This window comes from Georgenia sp. TF02-10 (assembly GCF_022759505.1).
Lineage (GTDB): Bacteria > Actinomycetota > Actinomycetes > Actinomycetales > Actinomycetaceae > TF02-10.
The window spans coordinates 374,215-396,520 of the sequence record NZ_CP094289.1; the positions used below are offsets into that span (position 1 = coordinate 374,215).

The following is a 22,306-nucleotide window of genomic DNA, read 5'->3' on the forward strand; positions in this document are numbered from 1 at the left end:
CTACGGCGGCCCACCGACGTCCCGCCGCGGGGCACGCCTGGGTGTGGGCGGGGCGCCCCCGGCACGAGAGGTGGGGACGGGCCGGCAGCGGGACCCCGCTCAGCCGGACCCCGGCTCAGCCGGACCCCGGTTCAGCGGGACCCGGCTCAGCCGCCGCCCCCGGCTCAGGTGAGTAGTCCGTCCCGGAGCTCGACCACCCGGTCGGCCACGTCGAGGAGCACCGGGTCGTGCGTGGCGACGACGGCGGTCATGCCCTCCTCCCGGACCAGGACGCGGATGAGGGTCATGATCTCCCGGGCGGTGTGGGAGTCGAGCTGGCCGGTGGGCTCGTCGGCCAGCAGCAGCGCCGGGGCGGGCGCGAGCGCCCGGGCCAGCGCGACCCGCTGCTGCTGCCCGCCGGAGAGCTCGCCAGGGAGCTGGTGGTGGTGGTCGGCCAGGCCCACCTGGGCGAGCAGGTGGGTCACCCGGGCCTCGCGGGCGGCCGGGTCGGCCCGCTGCAGCCGCAGCGGCACCCCGACGTTCTCCGCGGCGGTCAGCACCGGCAGCAGCCCGAAGGACTGGAACACGTAGGCCACGGTGCCGCGGCGCAGCGCCAGCAGCTCGGCCTCGGGCAGCGCGGTGACCTCCCGGTCGGCCAGGACGACCCGGCCGCCGTCGGGCCGGTCCAGCCCGCCCAGGCAGTTGAGCAGGGTGGTCTTGCCGGACCCGGACCGGCCGGCGACGGCGAGCAGCTCCCCGGCCCGGACCCGCACCGACACCCCGCGCAGCGCGGCGACGGCGGCCGGCCCGTGGCCGTAGGTGCGCCGCAGGTCCGTCCCGACCAGGTAGTCCTCGCCCGCGTGGTGCTCGCCCGCGTGGTCCGCGTGCACGCCGTCCGCGCGCACCACGTTCTCCCGCGCGCCGTCCGCGCCCACCTGGTGCTCGTCCACGTGGTCCGCGCGCACGCCGTCCTCCCCGCCGTCCGCGCTCACGCGTCCTCCCGGTCCGTGCCGCCGTCGCCGCCGCCGCGGCGACGCCCCGCCCCGGGCGGCCCACCGGCCGGCGCGCCCCGCCGGGCCGGGCCGGTGCCGGCCGGCCAGACCCCGATGTGGTCGGTCTGCAGGTCCAGCCGCACCCGGTCCCGCAGGTCCAGCGCCAGGGTGAACTCCCGCGGCAGCTGCAGCCGCCCGGCCCGGTCCAGGACCGCGTACTCCTCGGCGGCCAGGTCCGGGCCGCCGTCGCCGGCTTCGCGGCGCAGCACCTCCGAGCTGGTCCGCCCGTCCCGGATCCCCACGGTGCGGCGCACCTGGGTGGCGACGGCCGCGTCGTGCGTGACGACCAGGACCGTCACCCCCAGCTCGGCGTTGACCGTGCGCAGCGCGGCGAAGACCTGCTCGGCGGCGGCGGAGTCGAGCTCGCCGGTGGGCTCGTCGGCCAGCAGCACCTGGGGCCGGTTGGCCAGCGCCACCCCGAGCGCGGCCCGCTGCTGCTGCCCGCCGGAGAGCTCGGCCAGGCGCCGGCCCCGGCATCCGGCCAGGTCCAGCAGCTCGAGGAGCTCGGCGGTGCGCCGCTCCCGGTCGGCCCGGCCGGTCCCGGCGAGCAGCATCGGCACCGCGACGTTCTCCGCGACGTCGAGGTAGGGCAGCAGGTTGTCGGTGGCCTGCTGGTAGAGGAACCCCACCACCTCCCGCCGGTAGGCCAGCCGCTGCCGGGCGGTCATCTGCAGCAGGTCCTGCCCGGCCACCCGGGCCAGCCCCGCTGTCGGCCGGTCCAGCCCGGAGAGGATGTGCAGCAGGGTGGACTTCCCGCTGCCGGAGGCGCCGATGATCGCCACCAGCTCCCCGGAGTCGACGAGCAGGTCCAGGCCCTGCAGCGCGACCACCTCCACCCCCTCGGTGCGGTAGACGCGCAGCAGGTTGTCGCACACGATCTGGGCGTGCGCGCCGTAGGTGGCGGTCCTGGCGGTCCTGGCGGTCTCGGTCATCGCGCTCCCCTCCGCAGGTCGGTCGGTGCGTGCGTGCGGGCGTCCCGGGCGGCGTCGAGGAGCACCGCCACGGCGACGACGGCGGCGACGGCGACGCCGAGCAGCGCCGCGGTCCCGCCGGCCGGGACGAGCGGCGGGTCGGCCGGCCCGCCGGTGAAGGGCGCCAGGTCCAGCGCCGGGCCGACCACCGCGGGCAGGGCCAGGCCGACCGCCAGCCCGGGCAGCAGCGCGGCGAGAGCCGGCGGGCCGGCCTCCACCGCGACCAGGGCCCGGACCTGGCCGGGGCGCAGGCCCATGGCCCGCAGCCGGGCCACCGCCGCCTTCCGGTCGGCGGCGCCGAGGGCCAGCAGCAGCACGACGGCGACCAGGGAGTAGCCCGCCGCGGCCACCCCGGTGGCCGCAAAGGCCACGGTGAGGAAGGCGGGCAGCGGGGCGTCGGCGACGGCGCCGCGCACCTGCGCCCGCCCGTGCACCTCCCAGCCGGGCCCGGCGACGGCCTCGACCGCCGGCGCGTCACCGCCGCGGAGCAGGGCGGTGGTGGGGGCCAGCTCGGCGGTGGCGGCGGCGAGGGCGTCGTAGGGCAGCAGCAGGACCGGCTCGTCCGCGCCGGCGCCGCGGGCCAGCGCCGGCTCCACCGCCACCACGTCGGCGGTCAGCGACCGGCCGGCGGTGCGCAGCGGTACCGGCCCGCCGTCCGGGGCGAGGTCGGGGGTGGAGACGACGGCGGGCAGCGCCCCGCCGGGGCGGGGGGTCAGGTCGGGCAGGTCGGCGGCGAGCGGCGTGCCGGCCAGCAGCGCGGTCAGCGCCGCCGGGTCCGCGGCCAGCACGGTCACCCGGTCGGCGTCCCGGGCGGTGCCGACCGTGGCGTCGTCCTGCCGGTAGGCCGGGACCACGGCGTCCACCCCGGGCAGCGCCCGCAGCGCCGCGAGGTCGGCCGCCGCCAGCGCCGGGGCGTCCACCCGCACGTCGGCGCCCACCGCCCGCCAGGCCGCGGCGTCCTGCTCGGTGGTGATGGTGGCCCGCACCGTCCCGGTCAGCGTGCTGACCGCGACCGCGAGGAGCAGCACGACCACCGGCACCGCGGCCGCCGGCCGGGCCCGGGCGGCGCGGGCCAGCCCGAGGAAGCCGACGGCGCCGCGGCCCCGGCCCACCAGCCGGGACGCGGCCCGCACCACCGGGGGGTAGGCCCGCAGCACCACCACCGCCGTCGCGAGGACCACCAGGGTGGGCACCAGCGCGGCGTAGGGGTCGACCGCGCCGCGGGCGGCGACGTCGTCGACCAGGCCGCGCCGCCGCAGCGTGGCCGTGCCCGCGGCGGCGAGGAGCACCAGCGTCGCCTCGGCGGTGAGGCGGCCCCACCGGCGGCGGCGGGGGCGGCGCTGACCGGCGGCCGGCGCGGTCACCGCCCGCGCCGCGAGGGGCACCGGGGCGAGCGCGACGAGCACGACGCCGACCGCCAGGGCGGCCGCGGCCAGGCCCGCGGCCGGCCCGGGCCGGGGCACCGCGGCGACGGCCGCCACCGCGCCGAGGACCGCCGCCGGGACGGCCCAGACCAGCACCGGCCCGCCGGCCAGGGCGGTGAGCTGGGCGAGGGAGGCGCCGCGGGCGCGCAGCAGCCGCAGGTCCGCGGCCCGCCGGTCCACCGCCGCCCAGGTGGTCAGCACGACGGCGAGGACGCCCATGGTCAGCGCGGCGGCGAGGCACAACGACACGAGGGCGGACGTCACCGCCACCGCCCGGGCGTGCTCGGCGAGCAGGTCCGGCAGCCCGGTGACGGTCCGCACCGGGAACGGGGCGAGCGCGCCGGCGGTGCGCAGCCGGCCGACCGCCTCCGCCAGCACCGGGGTGTCGGCGCCGGTCAGGTCCGGGGTGTCGAGGGTGAGGCGCCAGCTGTGCTCGAGCTGCGGGGGGACGACGAGCGGCAGCTCGTCGGGGGCGTCGGCCTGGTACTCACCCTCCTCGCTGGTGACGGCCTGGTCCCCTGTGGCCGCGTCCCCGCCGGCCCGGTTCCCGCCGGGCCCGGTGCCCGGGCCCGCGGCGGCGCCGGCGGCGAACGCCTCGGTCAGCGCCGGCAGGGCGTCCTCGCCGAGCAGCGCGGTGACCAGCCACTTCTGCCCGCCCTCCGCGGTCGGCCCCCGGGTCGGCTCGAGCACCAGCGGGTCGGCGGCCCAGAAGTCGGCAGCCGGGTCCGCCGGGGCGACGATGCCCACGACCGTGACGGCGAGGGGCACCGGCACCCCGGTGCTCAGCACCGGGTCGAGGAGGAAGGTGGCGCCGACGTCGGCGTCCAGGGCGGCGGCCGCGGGAGGGGTCAGCGCCACCTCGAGCACCGGCACGGTCGGCTGGTGCGCGAGCGCGGGGTCGACGGCGGCCGGTGCCCAGCCCGGCGCCGGCAGCCGGCCGGCGGTGACGGTGACCCGCTCGGTCCACCCCGCCTCGGCGCGCAGCCCCACCTCGGCCAGCTCCCCGCCGGGGTCCGCCCCGGCGGGCAGGGTGCGAGCGCGAGCCGGGCCGACGGACACGGCGAAGGAGACGTCCGCGACCAGGTCCGCGCCGGCGCCGAGCCGGTCCAGGACGGCGGCCTCGACGTCGCCGGCGACGCCGGGCTCGAAGGGCACCGGGTAGTTGCCCTGGGTCCCGCCGGTCACGGTCACGTCCCGCTGGACCTGCAGGGCGTGGGCGAGGCGGTGGCGCAGCGCGGCGTCCTGGGCCTCGGTGGCGGCCCGCGGGGCGGCGACGGCGACGGCCGTGGTGAGCAGGACGAGGAGCGCCAGCACGGCGTGCACCCCGGCCCCGGCCAGCAGCTGGTGGCGCAGCAGGCTGCGCCCCGCCCGGCTCACCCCACCCTCCGCAGCACCGCGGGCACCGCTGCCGGGCCGAGCGGTCGGACCAGGGCGGCGCCGAGCGCCGCCAGGGCGAGGGCGAGGGCGGCGCCCAGGGCGAGGAGCTGGGCCCAGGGCACCACCGCCGCCGCCGGCAGCACCGCCTGCCCGGCGGCGGCGAGCAGCGGGGGGACGACGGCGGCCGCCGTCGCCACGCCGACCACCAGGCCGAGGCCGACGGCGAGCACCACGACCGCCGCCTGCTCGGCGCGCTGGGCCCGGCGGACGGCGCGCGGCGGCGCGCCCAGGGCGTGCAGGACGGCCAGCTCGCCCCGGCCGCGGCGGGCGTCCGCGGTCGCGGCGACCGCGTAGCCGAGGGTCGCGAGCACCGCGGCGGTCCCGGCGAGCAGCACCAGGGCCGCGTCGGTGCCGGCGCGCACCGGGCGCGCGGCCAGCTCCCGGGTCAGCGCGGCGCGGTCCAGGACGGTGGTGCCCGGCGGCAGGTCGGCCTCGGCGGGCGGCGGGCCGGGGAGCCACCACTCCAGGATCGGCTCGGTGCCGGTGTCTGCGGTGCCGGTGGTGCCGGTGGCGCCCGTGTCCGGGCCGGCAGCTGACCCGTCGCCGCCGTGAGCGGGCTCGTCCCCGCCGTCGACAACGGCGGACAGGCCGGCCAGGTCCAGCAGGATGCCGTCCTGCCCGGCCGGGACCGAGGGCAGGGTCGGGGTGGTGGCGACCGCCGCCACGGCGAGCCCGCCGCCGCGCCAGGGCAGCTCCACGACGTCCCCCTCTGCGGCGCCGGCGGCGGTCAGTACCCCGGGGGTGACGACGGCCGGCAGCGGCTCGCCCGGACCGGCCGGGCCGCCCAGCTCGCGGAGGAGCGGGGCCAGGTCCGGGCCGGCGGGGTTGCGCAGGACGCCCGGCGCCCGGTCGGCGTCGACCGCGAGGACGGTCACCTCCGGCTCGTCGGCGACCGGGACGGTGCGGCGCAGGACCGGCAGGGCCGCCGGGCCGAGCACCCGGCGGAGGTCGGCGTCGGGCGGCGGGGCCGGCGGGAGGAGGACCCGGGACTCCGCGCCGACGGTGTGCGTGGCGGCGTCGGCGTCGGCCTGGGCGGCGGAGGCGCGGTGGACCAGGGCGAGCGAGCCCGCGGCCGCGGCCAGGACGAGGAGCACCACCAGCCCCGCCCGGCGCGGCAGGTGCCGGGCCACCTGCCAGCCGGTCCAGGCCACCGGCAGGCCCCGGGCGCGGCCGGTCACCGCCTGCCCGGCGCGGGTGGCCAGCGGCAGCAGCCGCAGCGCGAGCAGGCTCCCGGCCAGCACCACCAGCGCCGGGGCCAGCACCACGAGCGGGTCCGCCGTGGCCTGGCCCGCGGCGGCGGCCCGGCGCAGCTGGAGGTACCCCACCGCGCCGAGACCGAGCAGGGCGACGTCGATCCCGGCCCGGCCGGCCACGGCCAGCCGGCCGCCGCGCCCGGCCGGCGGCGCGAGCGCGGTACGGGCGGAGGTGACCAGGAGCAGCGCCCCGGCGGCGGCCGCGGCCCCGACCGCCGTCGGCCACCCCCCGACCCCTCCTGGCCCGGCCGCCGTCGGCAGTCCCCCGGTCCCGCTCGGCGGTGCCCCGCTCGGCAGCGCCGCGGCCAGCGCCGGGCCGGCCAGCGCGGCCACGACCGCCGTGCCGGCGGCCAGGGCGCCGGCCTCGACCGCCGCCAGGGCGAGGAGCTGGCCGCGGGCGGCGCCCCGGGCGCGGAGCAGCAGGTCCGCCGGGGCCCGCAGCGTCCCCAGCACCGTGCCGCCAACGGCGATCGCGGTGCCGGCGAGCAGGGCGAGCAGCGCTGTGGGGGCCCGGAGCGCGTCCCGGGTGCCGGCCAGGGTCGCGGCCGCGTCGGCGAGCAGGTCGGGCAGCGTCGAGGTGACCTCCGCGCCGGCCAGCGCCGGCTCGGCGGCGAGGTCGTCGAGGAGGTCGGCGACCGCCGCCCGCAGCGCCGGGACGTCGGCGGCGGTGAGCCCGGCGGTGTCCGGGTAGACCCGCCAGGTGGCCGAGGCGCCCGGGGCGAGCCCGGCGGCGAACTCCGCCGCCGGGACCACCAGCGGGCCGTAGGTGGTGAACTCCCCGTGCTCGACGCCGGTGTTGGCGAAGGCGTCGCCGAGCCAGAACGGGTCGGCCGGGTCGGTGGCCCGGTAGACGCCCGCCACCGTCACGGTCAGCGCGGCGGGCACGGTCGGCAGCCGCCCGCTGAGGACAACCTCCTGGCCCACCGACCAGCCCAGCGCCTGGGCCACCGGCTCGGGCACCGCCGCGGCCACCGTCCCCGCCCGGCCGCCGGGATCGAGGTCGCCGTCGCCGTCACCGGTACCGCCGCGGCCGGTATCTCCGCGGCCGTCGTCCGGGCTGCCGGCGTCGCCGGTACCGCCGTCGAGCGCCGCGCCGACGCCGGCCGGCCAGGTTCCGGCGACGAGGTCGGCGTGCTCGGCGATGCCCTCGAGGTGGGCGAGCCGGGCGAGGTCGGTCGGGCCGGCCGGCGCCGGCAGGCCGAAGGAGACCGACCGGGTGGCCAGGTGCACCGTCGTGGGCCGGCCCAGCACGGCCGCGTGCCGACGCACCGCCTCGTCCTGCGCCGCCAGGTCGCCGTCGCCCAGCCCGCCGGTGACGACGACGGCCCGCCGATCCGGCGCGGCGTCTGTCACCGCCCCGGCCACCGCGCCGCGGGCCAGCGTGCCGCCGAGGACGTCCAGGGCGGTGAGCACGACGACGGCGACCACGGTCGTGGCGGCCACCGCCGCCGCGACGGCGGGGTGGTCGGCCAGGCGGCGGCGGACCAGCCGCAGCACCGTCACCTCGGCACCCGCACCAGTGCAGGTGCGCCCGGGACAGCGCTCATGGGCTTGCAGCGTAGCCCGGGGCTTCGCCCGGTGGTGGCGGGTTGGGGAGCGCTCCCACGGTCCGCGACAGAGGGCGCTCATCGGCCACCGACGCCGGCGAGGCGGACCGCCTGGGGCCCGGCTCGCCACGCACGGCGCCGGTACGCTGGCCGGGCCGCCGTCGTCGACGAAGGGGCCCGGGGTGAGCGAGCACGTGCTGGTCGAGCGGGACGGCGGGGTGCTGACCCTGACGCTGAACCGGCCGGAGAAGAAGAACGCCCTCACCACGGAGATGTATGCGGCCCTCGGCGCGGCGCTGGAGGCGGCCGGGCGGGACGACGCGGTGCGCTGTGTGCTGGTCCGGGCCGCCGGGGACAGCTTCTGCGCCGGGAACGACCTGACCGAGTTCGTCGCCGTCGGCGGCCGGCCGGACGCGGCATGGGAGGGCAACCCGTTCCTCTCGGCGCTCGCGGCCGCGCGGAAGCCGCTGGTGGCCGCCGTCCAGGGGCGCGCCGTCGGCGTCGGGCTCACGCTGCTGCTGCACTGCGACCTCGTCTACCTCGGTGACGACGCCCTGCTCTCCGCCCCGTTCGTGGACCTCGGCCTCGTCCCCGAGGCCGCCTCCACCCTGACCCTGCCCGCCCGGGTGGGCCACGTCCGGGCCTTCTCCCTGTTCGTCCTGGGCGAGGTGCTCCCCGCCGGGGAGGCGGTGGCGTGGGGCCTGGCCAACGCCGTGCTGCCGGTGGCCGAGCTCGACGCGCACGCCCGGGCCGCCGCGGCCGAGGTGGCGCGGCGGACGCCGGCGGCGGTTACGACCACCAAGTCGCTGATGCGCGAGCCGGAGGTGCTGGCGGAGCGGATCGCGGTCGAGGGGGAGCAGTTCGTGGCGCGGCTCCGTTCACCGGAGGCCGCGGAGGCGTTCGCGCGGCTGCTCCGGCGGCCGGGCCCGGGCAGCTAGGGCTCGTTGCTAAACGGCGTCTGAGCCGGCTGCACTCGCGTGGCATGCTGGCGGCATGGGCGACTTCCGCACACCCCAGATCGTTCTGTTCACGCGCGACATCGACCGCGCCGTAGCGTTCTACCGCGACATCGGCTTCAATGAGGTGTTCCGCACGCCTCCCGCTGGAACACCGATTCACGTGGACCTCGACCTCGATGGCTATCGCCTTGGTCTCACCACCGAAGCGAGCACCCGGGAAGATCATGGCCTAAGTCCTGTGACCAATGGTCAACGCGCGGCCGTCATCCTATGGACCGACGACACGCCGGCCGGATATGCGCGGTTGCTCCAACTCGGAGCCACGCCCGTGAAGTCGCCTGAGCCTTGGTTGGATCGCCTGCTCATCGCGTGGGCGGAAGATCCGGATGGTCATCTGATCCAGGTCGTGCAGAACGTTCCCCACTCCTAGAGTCCTCTGCGCGCCCGTTGGAGGTCGCGGCGAGGCAGAGCGCGGCGTGTAATTTCGGGCGGTATTGTCTGAGCGCATCGCGATGCCGCCACTGTTTGAGTTGGTTGAAGCGGCGTTCGACGACGTTGCGGCCCTTGTAGCGTTCCTTCTGCTCGTCGCCGAATTCGATCGTCCGTCCGGACTTGTGCTCGGCGGCGACCGTGCCCCCCGGCCAGCACTGCGGCGTCGGTGGCCGATCTGGTCGTCCCGTTCCGGAATGGTCGTGGCTTGCTCGGACCACCGGTTGAATTTCTCGTAGATCGTGTTCCAGTTCCCGAACCGCTCCGGTACATCTCGCCACGGGGCACCGGTCCGGTAACGCCACGCGGCCGCCTCGACCACTGCACGCCGCGCCAGCAGGGGACGATCCGCCGCGTTCGCGAGCGGGAACAGCGGGCCCATCACGGCCAGACCCTCGTCGGAGATCTCGTTGCGCGACACACCTCAAGCGTCGCCCGCGCAGCGCAGAACAGCCTTTATCAACACACCCTAGGCGGGGGCGGGGCGCCCGACGTCGACGGTGGGTCGGGCCCCAGTGGTCGCCAGCCGGTGCTCGGGCTCGCCGGCGGTATCCGGCAGGACCGGCGTCAGCCGCGGGTGCCGCGCGTCGGCCCCAGGTGCACCCGGCGCCACTCGGAGACGTCCTGGAGCTGGTCGATCCCTCTCTCGATGAGGGCAGCAGCGGTCGCCGCGTCGGCCCTCATCCGGTCCCGCACGACTGCCAGGTCCACGCTGATCGTGGCCCACAGGACCTCGGGGTCGATGGCGAGGTCGTTGTGCGCGAGACGGTTGCGCATGCCGCGCAGGTAGCGCAGCGCGTCGGGACCGAAGTATGCCCGCTGCTGTGCGGGGGTGATGGCTTCCGCGGCCTGGAAGATACGCTCGATCACGCGTTCGGCGGCGTACCGCGTCCGCCAGTCGTCGCGGAGTCCCGCCTCGCTGTCGAGCAGCTCGAGCGCCGTCGAGACCTCCCGCTCGAGGGCCAGCACGGCCTCCGCCTGGCGCCGGTTCACAGCGGCACCGTCTCGTGCAGGATCGATGTACCGATGCCCGTCGCCGCCGCGCGAGCGAACACGGCCTCGTGGTCGACCACGTCGACGTGCAGCCCGGTCAGCGTGCTCAGCGCGTCCGCGAGCCGCACGAGGTCCCGGGTGCGGCCGGGCTCGAACTCGACGATCAGGTCGAGGTCCGATCCGGCGCGGTCCTCCCCGCGGGCGGTCGACCCGAAGACGCCGGCTGCGGACACGCCGAAGTCGGCCAGCGTCGCGCGGATCTCGTCACGGAGCTCCGCGAGCACCGCGCTCGGGATCTGCTCACTCATCGGATCGCCTCCCGGAGTGGCTCCGAGGATACCGGGACGGCGCGACGGCACGGCGGGTCGACGGCGGCCGCTAGACCTCGGCCAGCGCCTTGCGGACACGCTTCTCGGAGACCTTCACCGGGGTGCCGAGCTGCTGGGCGAAGAAGCTGACCCGGAGCTCCTCGAGCATCCACCGCACGTCCTCCAGGCGGGCGTCGCGGGCGGGGTCGGGCGCGGAGCGGGCCGCGGCGTCGACGGCGGCCTGGTAGGTGTCCTCGAGCTCGCCGACCACCCACGCCAGGTGCTCGTCCTGGTGCACGTTGACCTGGGCCCGCTCGATCCGGCGCTGGGCGGCGCGCAGGTAGCGCGGCAGGTGCACCAGCCGGTCCGGCGGGGTGGCCGAGACGAAGCCCGGGTAGACGAGCCGGGCCACCTGGTCCCGCACGTCGGTGAGGGTGTTGAGCAGGAACATCGACGTGGCGCCCTTGATCGTGGCGTCGAGCTCGCGCCGGGCGTCCAGGACCGCGACGACCAGGCCGATCACCTGGTGCACCCGCTCCTCGAGGGTGGCCCGCACGTGCGCGACCAGCGCGGCGTACCGGTCGGCCTCGCGGACCTGCGGGCCGGCGCCGGTCCACTCCGCCACCAGCGCCCCCACCGCGGCGAGCTGGACGTCCGCCACCAGGGCCTCGGTGCTCGGGTAGGGGCTGGCCGCCAGCGTCAGGGCCTCCCGCCCGGTCCACCGGGTGGTCACCCGCTGGGTGCTCAGCGCGGTCTCGGTCAGCACCAGCCGGCGCAGCCCGAACTTGTGGGCGCGCTCCTGCTCGGCCGCGTCGGCCAGCACCCGGAGCGCGACGGACGGGCCGGTCTTGGCGCCGCGGGCCGCGGGCACCTCCACCAGCGCGGGGTAGCCGCGGACCACCAGCCCGTGCGGGCCGGTGGACTCCACCTGGCGGGGGATGACCCCGCCGGGCAGGTCGGGCCAGGTGGTCAGGTTCTCCTGCTCGGGCAGCATCGTCTGGGTCGCGCCCCGGTCGGCTCCCACGGCGCTGGCGCCGCGCCCCGCCGGGCCCGCCCCGCCGTCGCCGTGGCCCACCGCGTCGCCGTCGCCCACCGCACCGCCCGCCACCGCGGCCGGCGACCGGCCGGCCCGGGCCGCGGCCTCCTCCATCGCGATGCGCACGGCCCCGCGGACCGCGGAGCTGACCGCCCGCTGGGTCTGCGGGGCGAGCTCGCGCTGCAGCGCCACCAGGTCCTTGCCCTCGGCGAGGACGGCGCCGCGCTCGGAGAGCACCCGGAAGGTCATCCGCAGGTGGTCGGGCAGCTTGTCCTCGTCCCAGGCGTCCTCCGGGATCTCCACCCCGCGCAGGGTGCGCACCGCCGCCGCGAAGGCGTCGTGGTACGACGGCGCCCCCGGCGGCGCCGGCGCGACCTCGGCCCACGGCGGGAGGAGCTCGACCACCTGCCGGGCCACGTCCGGCGCCGGGACGAGCTGCACCCGGGTCTGCTTGGGCAGGGACCGGATGGTCGCCGTCGCCAGCTCGTGGGCGAGCCCGGGCACCATCCAGTCGAACCCGGCCGGGCGCAGCCGGCCGAGCACCGCCACCGGGACGTGGACGGTGACGCCGTCGGCGTGCGTGCCAGGCTCGAACTGGTAGGTCAGCGGCAGGGTCAGGTCGCCCTGGTGCCAGGTGTCCGGGAAGTCCGTGGCGGAGACCCCGGCGGCCTCCGGCACCAGCAGGTCCATCGTGAAGGTCAGCAGGTCCGGGTCGGTGCGCCGGGCCTGCTTCCACCAGGAGTCGAAGTGCCGGGCGGAGACCACGTGGTCCGGGATGCGCTCGTCGTAGAAGTCGAACCGGCCGTCCTCGTCCAGCACCAGGCCCCGGTGGCGGGCCCGGTGCTCGTACTGCGCCGCCTCGGCCAGCAGCTCGGCGTTGCGGGCGTAGAACTGGTGGTGGGTGCGCCACTCCCCGCCGACCAGGGCGTGCCGGATGAACATCTCCCGGGCCAGCTCGCGGGCGGTGACGTCGCCGATCCGGGTCTCGCCGAGCCGGCCGAGGAGGACCGGCCGGTCCGCGACCAGGGTCAGCCCGTACAGCAGCACCTTCTCCTTCACCATGGCCGCGCCCTGCCGGGTGGACCAGTACGGCTCGGAGTAGGTGCGCCGGACCAGGTGCCCGGCCAGCGGCTCGACCCACTCGGGCTGGATCCGGGCGACCGTGCGGGCGAACAGCCGGGAGGTCTCCACCAGCTCGGCCGCCATCACCCACGCCGGGGTCCTGCGGGCCAGGCCGGAGCCGGGCCAGATGGTGAACCGGGTGCCGCGGGTGCCGGCGTACTCCCGCCGCCGCTCGTCCCAGGAGCCCAGGTTGGACAGCAGGCCCACCAGCAGGGCGCGGTGCACGGCGTCGGCGCTCGCGGCGTCGGCGGACCGGGCGACGGCGGCCACCGCCCGGGCCGGGTCCGGCCGGCCGTCCGCGGTGTGCTCGGCGGTCGCCGCGATCTCCCGGTCCCCGGGCAGGGCCAGCGGGCGCAGGGTCAGCCCGAGCGGCTTGGCGAGCTGGCGGAGCTGGGCGACGACGTCCTGCCACTCCCGCACCCGCAGGTAGTTGAGGTACTCGGCGCGGCACATCCGCCGGAACGCCGAGCCGGACAGGTCCCGCTGCTGGGTGCGCAGGTACCGCCACAGGTTGAGGTAGGCGAGGAAGTCGGAGGTGGGGTCGGTGAAGCGGCGGTGCCGCTCGTCGGCGGCCTGCTGGTGCTCGGCGGGCCGCTCGCGCACGTCCTGCACGGACAGCGCCGCGACGATGACCATCACCTCGGCGGCGCAGCCGTTCTCCTGCCCGGCCAGCAGCATCCGGCCCAGCCGGGGGTCGATCGGGAGCTGGGCGAGCTGGCGGCCGACGTCGGTGAGCCGCCGGCGCGGGTCGGTGGCGGCCGGGTCCAGGGCGCCGATCTCGTGCAGGAGCTGGACGCCGTCGCGCACCGCCCGGGTGTCGGGCGGGTCGACGAACGGGAACCGGGCGACGTCGCCCAGGCCCAGGGCGGCCATCTGCAGGATGACGGCGGCCAGGGAGGTGCGCAGGATCTCCGGCTCGGTGAACTCCGGCCGGGCGCGGAAGTCGGCCTCGGAGTACAGCCGGATCGCGACGCCGTCGGCGACCCGCCCGCAGCGGCCGGAGCGCTGGTTGGCGCTGGCCCGGGAGATCGGCTCGATGGGCAGGCGCTGGACCTTGGTGCGGCTGGAGTAGCGGGAGATCCGGGCGGTGCCGGGGTCGATGACGTACCGGATGCCCGGGACGGTCAGGGAGGTCTCGGCGACGTTGGTGGCCAGCACGACCCGCCGGGTGGTGTGCGGCTCGAAGACCCGGTGCTGCTCGGCGGCGGACAGCCGGGCGTACAGCGGCACCACCTCCACCGCGCCGGGCACGGCGGACCGGGCGGTGCCGGGCGGGACGTACCGGGTGCCGAGGTGCTCGGCGAGGGCGACGTGAGTGTCGCGGATCTCCCGCTCCCCGGAGAGGAAGACGAGGACGTCGCCCGGGCCCTCGGCCATCAGCTCGTCGGCGGCCTGGAGGATCCCGGTGACCTGGTCGATCGGCTCGGGGCGGGCGGCCGCGGCGCCGTCGGTCGCGCGGTCCGCACGGTCGCCGTCGTCGGTGGTCTCGTCCTCAGCCGTGTCCGGGACCAGCGGGCGGTACCGGATCTCCACCGGGTAGGTGCGCCCGGAGACCTCCACCACCGGCGCGGGCGCGAGCAGCCGGCCGTCGGGCCGGTCGCCCTCGTGGCTGCCGAAGTGCGCGGCGAACCGCTCGGCGTCGATGGTGGCGGAGGTGATGACGACCTTCAGGTCCGGCCGGCGGGGGAGGAGGTTGGCCAGGTAGCCGAGGATGAAGTCGATGTTCAGGCTGCGCTCGTGCGCCTCGTCGATGATGAGGGTGTCGTAGCGGCGCAGCTCGGGGTCGCGCTGGACCTCGGCCAGCAGGATCCCGTCGGTCATCAGCTTGACCAGCGTGGTGGAGGAGACCTGGTCGGTGAACCGCACCTGGTAGCCGACGGCGCCGCCCAACTCCACGCCGAGCTCCTCGGCGATGCGCTCCGCCACGGTGCGGGCGGCGATCCGGCGGGGCTGGGTATGGCCGATCGTGCCGGTGATGCCGCGGCCGAGCTCGAGGCAGATCTTGGGGATCTGGGTGGTCTTCCCCGAACCGGTCTCGCCGGCCACGATCACCACCTGGTGGTCGCGGATGGCGTCGGCGATCTCCGCCCGGCGCGCGGAGACGGGCAGCTGCTCGGGGTAGGTGATGCGGGGCAGGGCGGCCCGGCGGGCGGCGAGCTGGTCGGGGGAGTAGGGCCGGAAGCCGCCGCGGTCGCGGGAGCCGTTGCCGGGCCGGCGCCGGCTGCTGCGGTCGTCGGGCTTGCCGGCCTCGCCCGGCCCGCCGGCGTCGCCCGGCCCGCGCCGCCCGCGGCGACGGCGGGGCGCACCGTCCGGGTGGCTGCGGGGAGCGTCGGGCCGGTTGCGGGGTGCGTCCGGGTGGTTGCGGGGTGCGTCCGCATGGTCGCTGCGTCGGCCGTCCGGCTGGTTCGCGCGGGGACTTTCCGGCTGGCCCGGGTGGCGGGTGGGTGCCGACGGCGACGCCGTCTCCTGCTGCACCCGGTCCGCATCCACGATCATCCATTGTCGCCGATCGGCCCCGCGGGCGTCCCTGGTGATCGCTGAGGGTGGACGCAGACCGGCCCGGGTCGCCGTCAGACCTGCGATCGGTGAGGCGAGGGCGAGACCGGTCGACGTCAGCGGCTCACCGGCGCTTCCTCCGCCCCGCCCCGCTGCGGGGGCTTCTTACGAGATCAGGCCGAGCGGCTGTTACTGATCCGGTCGAGAGTATGCAGGGCATCGGTGAGGGTGCGGCGCACATCGGTCAGGTCCGGCTGGTGAGCCCGCTCAGCGTCGAGGCGTTCGAGGACCCAGCGGCGCATCAGCGCCGAGGGCTGCTCGCCGGATTCCTCAGCCATGTTCCGGAGCTCGGCTAGTCGATCCACGGGCATCCGGACCGTATAAACATGGTTGGTATTGCCAGTCCTGCGCGCACGGTGCATACGCCCGGGCGGCTCATCCTGCCGCGCTTCGGCCTCGGCCGCCTCCGCGGCCAGCGTGTCCTTGATGTTCACTGCTCCTCCTCGTAGCGTCGCGGTCGGCCTCGTTGGCTTCCATCGCGGTGGCGGCCCACCAACGTTCGGTCGGTGGATGGTCCTTCGGTGCGACGATCACTTTCAACAACCGCCCTCGCCGGCCTGCCTCGCGCGAGGGCGCACTGGATGACCAGCCCAGCACCTTGACGGTCAACCCGGAGCGGCTGCTGGCCGAGCCCACGATCCGCTGTCGATCGGCAAGCGCCTCGGTGGCCCATTCCGGCTGCACGTCGAACTCGCCGGGTCGGGAGAGCCGCCCACTGCGGTTGCGCACGTGCTCGACGGTCTCGGACCAGTCCACCTCCTCGAAAACCAGTTCGACATAGGGCACACCGTCGTAGTCGTCGTCTCCGGCGTGCACCTTGACACTGTAACACGTGCGTGATACAGTTAGGCAGTTTGCGCGGTGCCCGCTCCCCGCCCGACGCCATCGCTCCAGCAGGACCAACGCGGAGGGGGCGCGCACGAGCACAGGGATCGGGAGGGGGTGCGATCGAGGTCAGCGGGCGCTGCGGCGGCTGAACAGGACCGAGGCGGCGCCCCCTCCAACCACGGCGATGCCGCCGAACCAGGCGATGGCGAGGATCGCGCTGGAGCCGATCGGCGTGCCCATGAGCAACCCGCGAAGAGACTCGATCATCGGCGTCATCGGCTGGTTCTCGGCGAACCCGTGCAGCCACGACGGCAACGACTCCACCGGCAGGAAGCCGCTGCTGACGTACGGCAGGAACAGCAGGAAGAAGGAGAACGTGCTGGCGCTCTCCGGCGAACCGACCAGGATCCCGAAGGCCGTGGACACCGTCGACATGGCGAGGATGAACAGCGCGACCAGGCCAGCCGCGGCAAGCCACTCCACCGGCGTCGCGTTCGGGCTCCAGCCCAGCAGCAGGGCCACCAGCACGACGATGACCGCCGAGAAGAGGTTGCGGATGAGGCTGCCGATGACGTGCCCGACGAGGACCGAGGAGCTGGCGATCGGCATCGACCGGAACCTGTCGATCACGCCGTTGGTCATGTCCATGGCGACCGACGACGCGACGACGGCCGCGTTGTAGCCGGTGCACAGCAGGAGGACGCCCGGAACGGCGTAGTCGACGTAGTTCTCCAGGCCGGTCTGCAATCCCCCGCCCAGGACGTGGACGAACATCACCATGATCATCACCGGCAGGATGACCGCGAGCAGGAGACCCTCGGCGTCCCGGACGACGTGCCGGACGCTGCGGCCGACCATGGTCGCGCAGTCGCTGATCGCCCAGCGCAGCGAGGAGCCGGGCGATGCCACGGCGGGGGACGGGTGGGGGCGTGCGGGAGACGCGACGGTGCTCATGCTCGGAGCTCCTCAGGCTGTGAGACGTGGGTGTGGGTGGGGCGACGGTCGGTCGGGTCGTCGCCGGTCAGGCGGAGGAAGACCTCGTCGAGCGACGGCGTGACCAGGCCGACGCGCGAGACCGGGACGCCCCGGGCGGCGAGGTGGTCGAGGACGGCGCGCACGTGGTCGGCCGAGCCGTCGGTGCCGACGCCGATCACCGTGGTGTCGCGGTCGGGCTGCACCGCGTGCGCGCCGAGCCCGGCCCATCCACCCAGCTCGTGCACCGCACGGTCGAAGGCGCCGTCGTCGGGGAGGACGAGCTCGAGCCGCTCCTGGTCCAGCCGTCCCTTGAGGACGGCGGCGGTGCCCTCGGCGATGATCCCGCCCCGGTGCAGGACGCTGATCCGGTCGGCCAGCTCGTCAGCCTCCTCGAGGTACTGCGTGGTGAGCAGGACAGTGGTCCCGTCGGCCACCAGCCCGCGGATGACCTCCCACATCGTGCGGCGGCTGCGCGGGTCCAGCCCGGTGGTGGGCTCGTCGAGGAAGACCACCGACGGGTGACCGAGCAGGCTGACGGCGATGTCCAGCCGGCGTCGCATGCCGCCGGAGTACGTCTTCACCGGCCGGTCCTTCGCGTCGACCAGCTCGAACCTCTCGAGGAGGTCGGCGGAGCGGCGGCGGCCCTCGGCGCGGCCGAGGTGGTGGAGCCGGGCCATCATCCGCAGGTTCTCCTCACCGGTGAGGAGCTCGTCGACGGCGGCGTACTGCCCGGTCAGGCTGATCGTGCGACGGACGCCCCGGGGGTCCTCGACGACGCTGTGCCCGTCGACGACAGCGGTGCCCGCGTCGGGCCTGATGAGGGTGGACAGGATCCGGACCATCGTCGTCTTGCCCGCGCCGTTCGGGCCGAGCAGGGCGTGGATGGTGTTCCTGGCCACGGACAGGTCCACGCCGTCGAGGACGACGACGTCGCCGTAGGCCTTCCTCAGGCCGGACAACTGGATGATCGGGTCAGAGCTCACGGGGACTCCCAGCACGAGGCGGTACTGCGTGTGACGCACGTTAGGTGTATGACGTACGTTCAGTGTAGAGCATACACAACGGAGCGTACGGCGCAAGCAGTACCGGCGCTACGCTGGGCTGGTGGCGGCAGATGACGTCGATCTCGGCGACGCGGAGATCCCCCCGCGCCTCCGGCGGTTGTGGGGACTGGACGTGCCCGCCCGCAAGGGGCCGCGCCCGGGGCTGTCCCGGGAGGAGATCGCCAGGGCGGCCATCGAGATCGCCGACGCCGAGGGGCTCGCCGCGGTGTCGATGAGCCGGGTCGCGAAGGCCCTGGGCTACACGACGATGTCGCTCTACCGCTATGTCGAGAGCAAGGACGAGCTCGTCGCCCTGATGTGGGACAACGGCCTCGACGCGCCCCCGGAGTTCGACTTCAGCGGCGGATGGCGAGCCTCGCTCGAGCGCTGGGCCTTCCTGCAGCTGCGCAGCCTGCGGGCGCACCCCTGGTCGCTGGACATCCCGATCAGCGCGCCGCCGCTGTCGCCGCGCCAGATCGACTGGATGGAGATCGGTCTCAAGACGCTCGCGGACACGCCCCTGCGCTCCGACGAGAAGCTCGGCGTGATCCTCGCCGTCAACGTCGCCGTGCTGGCGGAGGCCCGGCTGACCCGCGAGCTGGCGGAGGGTGACGAGGTGTCCTCGCAGGCCTACGGCGAGCTGATCAGCCGCCTCGTCGACCGTGAGACGCACCCCCACCTGCGGGCGGCCGTCGACGAGGGCGTCTTCGCATTCGGCACCGAGGACCCCGACGTGGACTTCGCGTTCAGCCTCGGACTGACGCTGGACGGCATCGAGCGGATGATCGAGTCGCGGTCGTAGGCCGGCCGGTCGGCCGCTCGGCCCCGCCCGACCATGCCGGCAGGCGTGAGAGCACGACGGCCGGCGCCTCGGCGTCCGGGACCCGCAGCCCGACTCGCGCACCGGTCTCGCCGAACTCGCGCACCGGTCTCACGCCCAGCGTCGCACCGCGCTGGAAGGATGGCCCGATGCGCGTCATCGGCTGGCTCGTCGTCCTGCTCCTCGCGGTGGCCGCCGTCCTCACCCTCAACCCCGAGTGGCTCGGCCGGGTCAACCCGGACTGGGCCGGCCTGACCACCACCGCCGTGCTGGCCCCGGTGTACGGGGTCCGCCCCCTCCTGGCCGTCCTCTTCGCCGTCGTCGCGGTCATCGCCCTGATCCTCGGCCTCGTCCGCCGGGTCGGGTTCGGCGGCGGCGGCCGGACCCTGTTCCTCGGCCTGGTCCTGGCCGCGGTCGCCGTCGGGCACGGCTGGATGGTGTGGGACCGCGGCCCGGACAACCCGCCCGCCCTCACCGCAGACGACGGGCTGAGCCCGGCGGGGCCGGGCTCCGGCGCGCTGACCGTCCTGGCCTGGAACACCCAGGGCGGGCGGACCGGCGCCGCGGACGTGGCCGCCGTCGCCGAGGAGAACGGCGCCGACGTCCTCGTGCTCAGCGAGACCGACGACGCCCTCGCCGGGGAGGTGGTCGGCGCCCTGGCGGGCAGCGGGGCCACGTTCCAGACCTTTTTCGCCGACGCCGGGGATCGGGGCCACGTCGCGCTGCTCGTCTCGAACGCGCTGGGGGAGTACGTGCCGACCGAGGCCCCGGCGACGTCGGCCGGGGCGGTCCGCGCCGAGCCCGCCAACGGCGTCGGGCCGGTGCTCGTCGGGGTGCACACCGCCCGGCCGGTGGGGGAGGACCACGACGCCTGGCTGGCCGACCTCGACGCCGTGCTGCCGCTGTGCACGGACGGCGGCGCCGACCGGCTCGTCCTCGCCGGGGACCTGAACGCGACCCTGGACCACGCGCCCCTGCAGGACCTCGGCGCCTGCCGCGACGGCGCCGTCGGCGCCGGGGTGGGCGGGGTGGCGACCTGGCCGACCCAGGCGCCCGAGCTCCTCGGGGCCACCATCGACCACGTCCTGCACGACGCCGACGCCTTCCGCGCCACCGAGGCCGTCGTGGTGGAGCGGGGGCGCAGCGACCACCGGGCGGTCGTGGTCCGGCTGGTGCCGGCGGGCTGAGCTGGCCCGGCGGGTGCCGGCGGGCTGAGCCGGTCCGGCGGGTGCCGGCGGGCTGAGCCGGCCGCTTGGTCCCCCGGCCTGAACCCGCGGTCGGTGCGCGCTGGATCGGGCGCGGGCACCTGGACGGCCCGGCGCGGAACGACGACGCTGCCACCGGTAGAAAATCCCTCGCCGTCGCCGCGGCTGCCCTGCCACGCTCGCGGCATGCTCACCGCCCTGATCACCGCCGTCCCGGTCCCCGGCGCACCCGCCGATGGCGCCCCGGCCGACGGCGCCCTCGGCACCGCTCTGGGCGGCCCGGCACCCGCCGTCGTCCCGGAGGCGGCCCTCGAGGGGTGGCACGAGGTGGAGACCGAGACGAACCTGGCCACCCTGGGGCACGACGACTTCGTCGACCCGACGGCCACGCTCGTCGCCTCCTACGCCCACCAGGCCTACGCCAGCAAGGTGCTGCTGGTGGCCAGCGAGCGCGAGGTCACCGCGGCGGCGGACGTGCTCGGCGGGTGCTGGCTGGTCCTGCCGCGCACCGACAACACCCATCTGGCTCACGGTGACCTCGTGGTGCGCCCCGGGGCGCGCGGCCGGGGCGTCGGCACGGCGCTGTGGCGCGCCGTGGAGGACCTGGTCCGGGGCGCCGGCCGCACCACCGTCACGACCTGGACCAGCCACACCACCGAGCCGCCCGCGGACGCGCCGGACGCACTGACCGCACCGACCGGCGTCGGCCGGCTCTCCACCGCCGACCCGGCGGTCCGGTTCGCCCTGGCCCACTCCTTCGTGCTGGAGCAGACCGAGCGGCAGTCCACCCTGGACCTCCCGGTCCCCGCGGCGGCGCTGGTCCGGTGGCGCGCCGGTGCGCAGGCGGCCGCCGGCCCGGACTACCGGGTGGTGCAGTGGCAGGACCGCACGCCGGACCGGTGGCTGGACGCCGTCGCCGACCTCCAGCAGCACATGAGCGTGGACGCCCCCTCCGCGGGTGTGGACTTCCAGCAGGAGGTGTGGGACGCGGCCCGGGTGCGTGACCGGGACGAGCAGACGGCCCGCGTGGGCCGGCGGTACGTGCTCACCGCCGCCGAGCACGTGCCCACCGGAGAGCTCGTCGCCTTCACGCAGATGGTGCTGCCCCAGGCCCGGCCGGAGGTGGCCTACCAGGAGGACACCCTCGTCCGCGCCGACCACCGCGGCCACCGCCTCGGGCTCCTGGTCAAGGCGGCGAACCTGCAGCTCCTCGCCGAGGTCCAGCCCGCCGCCCGGCGCGTGCACACCTGGAACGCCGGGGAGAACGCCCACATGCTCGCCATCAACACCGAGCTCGGTTTCCGCCCGGCGAGCATCGAGGGCGCCTGGCAGCGGCGGCTGGTCTGACGGCGGGTACGGCCGCTCGCCCGGGCCCGGGCGGGCCGGCTCAGGCGGGCAGGTGCGCGGCCAGCCAGGCCAGCGCCAGCTCGGCGACGGCGTCGACCCGGTCCTGCCCCGGCCGGTCCGCCGCCTCCAGGACCTCCAGCCGGGACCCGGCGGGCAGCAGGGGCAGCCCCTCCCGGCTGAGGTCCACCAGCTCGGTGGCGCCGTCGTCGCCGTAGCTGTGCACCACCAGCACCGGCACCCGCAGCCCGCCGAGGAGCTCCGCCTGGTCGATCAGGGAGTAGTCCGCCAGGGTCGTCTTGGAGATCACGGTGTACTCCCGGGCGCCGTCGTTGTCGTCCGGGATCCGGGTGAACCCGTGGGTGTCAAGCTCCTCGAGCTGGCCCGGCGCGAAGATCTCCTCCCACGGGTAGTGCATCGGGCCGGTGACCGGGTCGGTGAGGACCATCGTGACGACGGCGGGCGGCTGGGCCCGCAGCGCCGCCAGCGCGCCGAAGGCGTGGGCGTGCAGGGCCTGCACCGGGTAGCCCTGCTCGGTGAGCCAGTCCGAGGCCGAGCGCAGGTCCTCCACCTCCCCGGCGACGGTGATGACGTCGTCCTCGCTGGCCCCGCAGCCGGAGAGGTCGAGCTGGAGGGTGGCGTACCCGGCCTCGCGATACCTCTCGGCGAGGACGTCGAAGACGCCGGCGGAGCGGCGGTCGGCGAGGAACCCGTGCACGAACAGCACCGCGGCGCTGCCCGGGCCGGGCTCGAAGGTGCCGGCCAGCGTCACGCCGCGCGGGGTGCTGATCCTGACCTCCACCATGCTCCCCACGGTAAAGGACTGGTATGGGGAAGGTCGCCGGTTGGGTCGCCGGGTCTCGGCGCGTGGACGCCGACGGCGGTCGGGCGGGCTCGGTGCCGGGTCCCCGGATCCCGCCGCCCGGGCCCGCCCGGCGCCCCCGCCCCGGCCGCCGTGCCGAGAT

Annotated in this window: 17 protein-coding genes and 1 pseudogene; 5 read left to right on the top strand and 13 right to left on the bottom strand. The window is 76.3% G+C overall.

Features of this window, described 5'->3' with window-relative positions:
* Positions 1–164 precede the first annotated feature (164 nt).
* Genes MF406_RS01760 through MF406_RS01775 form a run of 4 tightly spaced genes read right to left on the bottom strand, consistent with a single transcriptional unit; the run spans position 165 to position 7,619 of the window.
* Complete coding sequence (locus MF406_RS01760) at positions 165–971, bottom strand: ABC transporter ATP-binding protein (RefSeq protein ID WP_371744569.1); 807 nt, start codon at positions 969–971, stop codon at positions 165–167.
* The gene (locus tag MF406_RS01765) at positions 968–1,963 is read right to left on the bottom strand and encodes an ABC transporter ATP-binding protein (RefSeq protein ID WP_242896311.1); all 996 of its coding nucleotides are present in this window, start codon (positions 1,961–1,963) and stop codon (positions 968–970) included. The genes MF406_RS01760 and MF406_RS01765 overlap by 4 nt, the downstream gene beginning before the upstream one ends.
* Complete coding sequence (locus MF406_RS01770) at positions 1,960–4,803, bottom strand: FtsX-like permease family protein (RefSeq protein WP_242896312.1); 2,844 nt, start codon at positions 4,801–4,803, stop codon at positions 1,960–1,962. Before MF406_RS01770 ends, MF406_RS01765 begins: the two co-directional genes overlap by 4 nt.
* On the bottom strand, positions 4,800–7,619 hold the full coding sequence (locus MF406_RS01775; protein ID WP_242896313.1) for an FtsX-like permease family protein: 2,820 nt from the start codon (positions 7,617–7,619) through the stop codon (positions 4,800–4,802). Before MF406_RS01775 ends, MF406_RS01770 begins: the two co-directional genes overlap by 4 nt.
* 226 nt (positions 7,620–7,845) lie before the next feature.
* Here MF406_RS01775 and MF406_RS01780 point away from each other — a divergent pair, with 226 nt between their 5' ends.
* Positions 7,846–8,601 carry an enoyl-CoA hydratase-related protein gene (locus MF406_RS01780; RefSeq protein WP_242896314.1) on the top strand — a complete coding sequence of 252 codons (756 nt, stop codon included), beginning with the start codon at positions 7,846–7,848 and terminating at the stop codon, positions 8,599–8,601.
* A 55-nt stretch (positions 8,602–8,656) separates the two neighbouring features.
* Positions 8,657–9,052: a glyoxalase/bleomycin resistance/extradiol dioxygenase family protein gene (locus MF406_RS01785; RefSeq protein WP_242896315.1), complete on the top strand. Its 396-nt coding sequence runs from the start codon at positions 8,657–8,659 to the stop codon at positions 9,050–9,052.
* A 261-nt stretch (positions 9,053–9,313) separates the two neighbouring features.
* Here MF406_RS01785 and MF406_RS01790 read toward each other — a convergent pair.
* The 8 genes and pseudogenes from MF406_RS01790 to MF406_RS01825 all read right to left on the bottom strand — a co-directional run.
* Positions 9,314–9,532: pseudogene (locus MF406_RS01790) on the bottom strand (transposase); the annotation flags it as partial.
* A gap of 146 nt (positions 9,533–9,678) precedes the next feature.
* The gene (locus MF406_RS01795; protein ID WP_242896316.1) at positions 9,679–10,104 is read right to left on the bottom strand and encodes a DUF86 domain-containing protein; all 426 of its coding nucleotides are present in this window, start codon (positions 10,102–10,104) and stop codon (positions 9,679–9,681) included.
* On the bottom strand, positions 10,101–10,412 hold the full coding sequence (locus MF406_RS01800; RefSeq protein WP_242896317.1) for a nucleotidyltransferase family protein: 312 nt from the start codon (positions 10,410–10,412) through the stop codon (positions 10,101–10,103). The genes MF406_RS01795 and MF406_RS01800 overlap by 4 nt, the downstream gene beginning before the upstream one ends.
* Positions 10,413–10,482: 70 nt before the next feature.
* A complete protein-coding gene (hrpA, locus tag MF406_RS01805; RefSeq protein WP_242896318.1) occupies positions 10,483–15,060 on the bottom strand; it encodes an ATP-dependent RNA helicase HrpA in 4,578 nt (1,525 codons plus the stop codon).
* 179 nt (positions 15,061–15,239) lie between these two features.
* Positions 15,240–15,560 carry a hypothetical protein gene (locus tag MF406_RS01810; protein ID WP_242896319.1) on the bottom strand — a complete coding sequence of 107 codons (321 nt, stop codon included), beginning with the start codon at positions 15,558–15,560 and terminating at the stop codon, positions 15,240–15,242.
* Positions 15,502–15,942 carry a hypothetical protein gene (locus MF406_RS01815; protein ID WP_242896320.1) on the bottom strand — a complete coding sequence of 147 codons (441 nt, stop codon included), beginning with the start codon at positions 15,940–15,942 and terminating at the stop codon, positions 15,502–15,504. The genes MF406_RS01810 and MF406_RS01815 overlap by 59 nt, the downstream gene beginning before the upstream one ends.
* Before the next feature lie 138 nt (positions 15,943–16,080).
* Positions 16,081–16,908, bottom strand: coding sequence for an ABC transporter permease (locus MF406_RS01820; protein WP_242896321.1), 828 nt, complete (start codon positions 16,906–16,908; stop codon positions 16,081–16,083).
* Complete coding sequence (locus MF406_RS01825) at positions 16,905–17,912, bottom strand: ATP-binding cassette domain-containing protein (protein ID WP_242896322.1); 1,008 nt, start codon at positions 17,910–17,912, stop codon at positions 16,905–16,907. The genes MF406_RS01820 and MF406_RS01825 overlap by 4 nt, the downstream gene beginning before the upstream one ends.
* A 121-nt stretch (positions 17,913–18,033) precedes the next feature.
* Between MF406_RS01825 and MF406_RS01830 the strand changes: the two genes are divergently transcribed.
* From MF406_RS01830 to MF406_RS01840, 3 genes are all read left to right on the top strand, one after another.
* Positions 18,034–18,774, top strand: a complete 741-nt coding sequence (locus MF406_RS01830) for a TetR/AcrR family transcriptional regulator (RefSeq protein ID WP_242896323.1) — start codon at positions 18,034–18,036, stop codon at positions 18,772–18,774.
* 167 nt (positions 18,775–18,941) lie between these two features.
* Positions 18,942–19,979 carry an endonuclease/exonuclease/phosphatase family protein gene (locus tag MF406_RS01835; protein WP_242896324.1) on the top strand — a complete coding sequence of 346 codons (1,038 nt, stop codon included), beginning with the start codon at positions 18,942–18,944 and terminating at the stop codon, positions 19,977–19,979.
* Positions 19,980–20,183: 204 nt separating this feature from the next.
* The gene (locus MF406_RS01840; RefSeq protein ID WP_242896325.1) at positions 20,184–21,344 is read left to right on the top strand and encodes a GNAT family N-acetyltransferase; all 1,161 of its coding nucleotides are present in this window, start codon (positions 20,184–20,186) and stop codon (positions 21,342–21,344) included.
* A gap of 40 nt (positions 21,345–21,384) precedes the next feature.
* On the opposite strand, the gene MF406_RS01845 is transcribed toward MF406_RS01840, so the two are convergent.
* Positions 21,385–22,146 (bottom strand): alpha/beta hydrolase, encoded by a 762-nt coding sequence (locus MF406_RS01845; protein WP_242896326.1) that lies wholly within the window; start codon positions 22,144–22,146, stop codon positions 21,385–21,387.
* Between the last annotated feature and the right edge of the window lie 160 nt (positions 22,147–22,306).

What these genes read in the sequence shown, in the direction of transcription:
- MF406_RS01820 (WP_242896321.1), bottom strand. Translation starts at nt 16,908, where the DNA reads ATGAGCACCGTCGCGTCTCCCGCACGCCCCCACCCGTCCCCCGCCGTG.
- MF406_RS01835 (WP_242896324.1), top strand. Translation starts at nt 18,942, where the DNA reads ATGCGCGTCATCGGCTGGCTCGTCGTCCTGCTCCTCGCGGTGGCCGCC.
- MF406_RS01785 (WP_242896315.1), top strand. Translation starts at nt 8,657, where the DNA reads ATGGGCGACTTCCGCACACCCCAGATCGTTCTGTTCACGCGCGACATC.
- MF406_RS01845 (WP_242896326.1), bottom strand. Translation starts at nt 22,146, where the DNA reads ATGGTGGAGGTCAGGATCAGCACCCCGCGCGGCGTGACGCTGGCCGGC.
- MF406_RS01800 (WP_242896317.1), bottom strand. Translation starts at nt 10,412, where the DNA reads ATGAGTGAGCAGATCCCGAGCGCGGTGCTCGCGGAGCTCCGTGACGAG.
- MF406_RS01765 (WP_242896311.1), bottom strand. Translation starts at nt 1,963, where the DNA reads ATGACCGAGACCGCCAGGACCGCCAGGACCGCCACCTACGGCGCGCAC.
- MF406_RS01840 (WP_242896325.1), top strand. Translation starts at nt 20,184, where the DNA reads ATGCTCACCGCCCTGATCACCGCCGTCCCGGTCCCCGGCGCACCCGCC.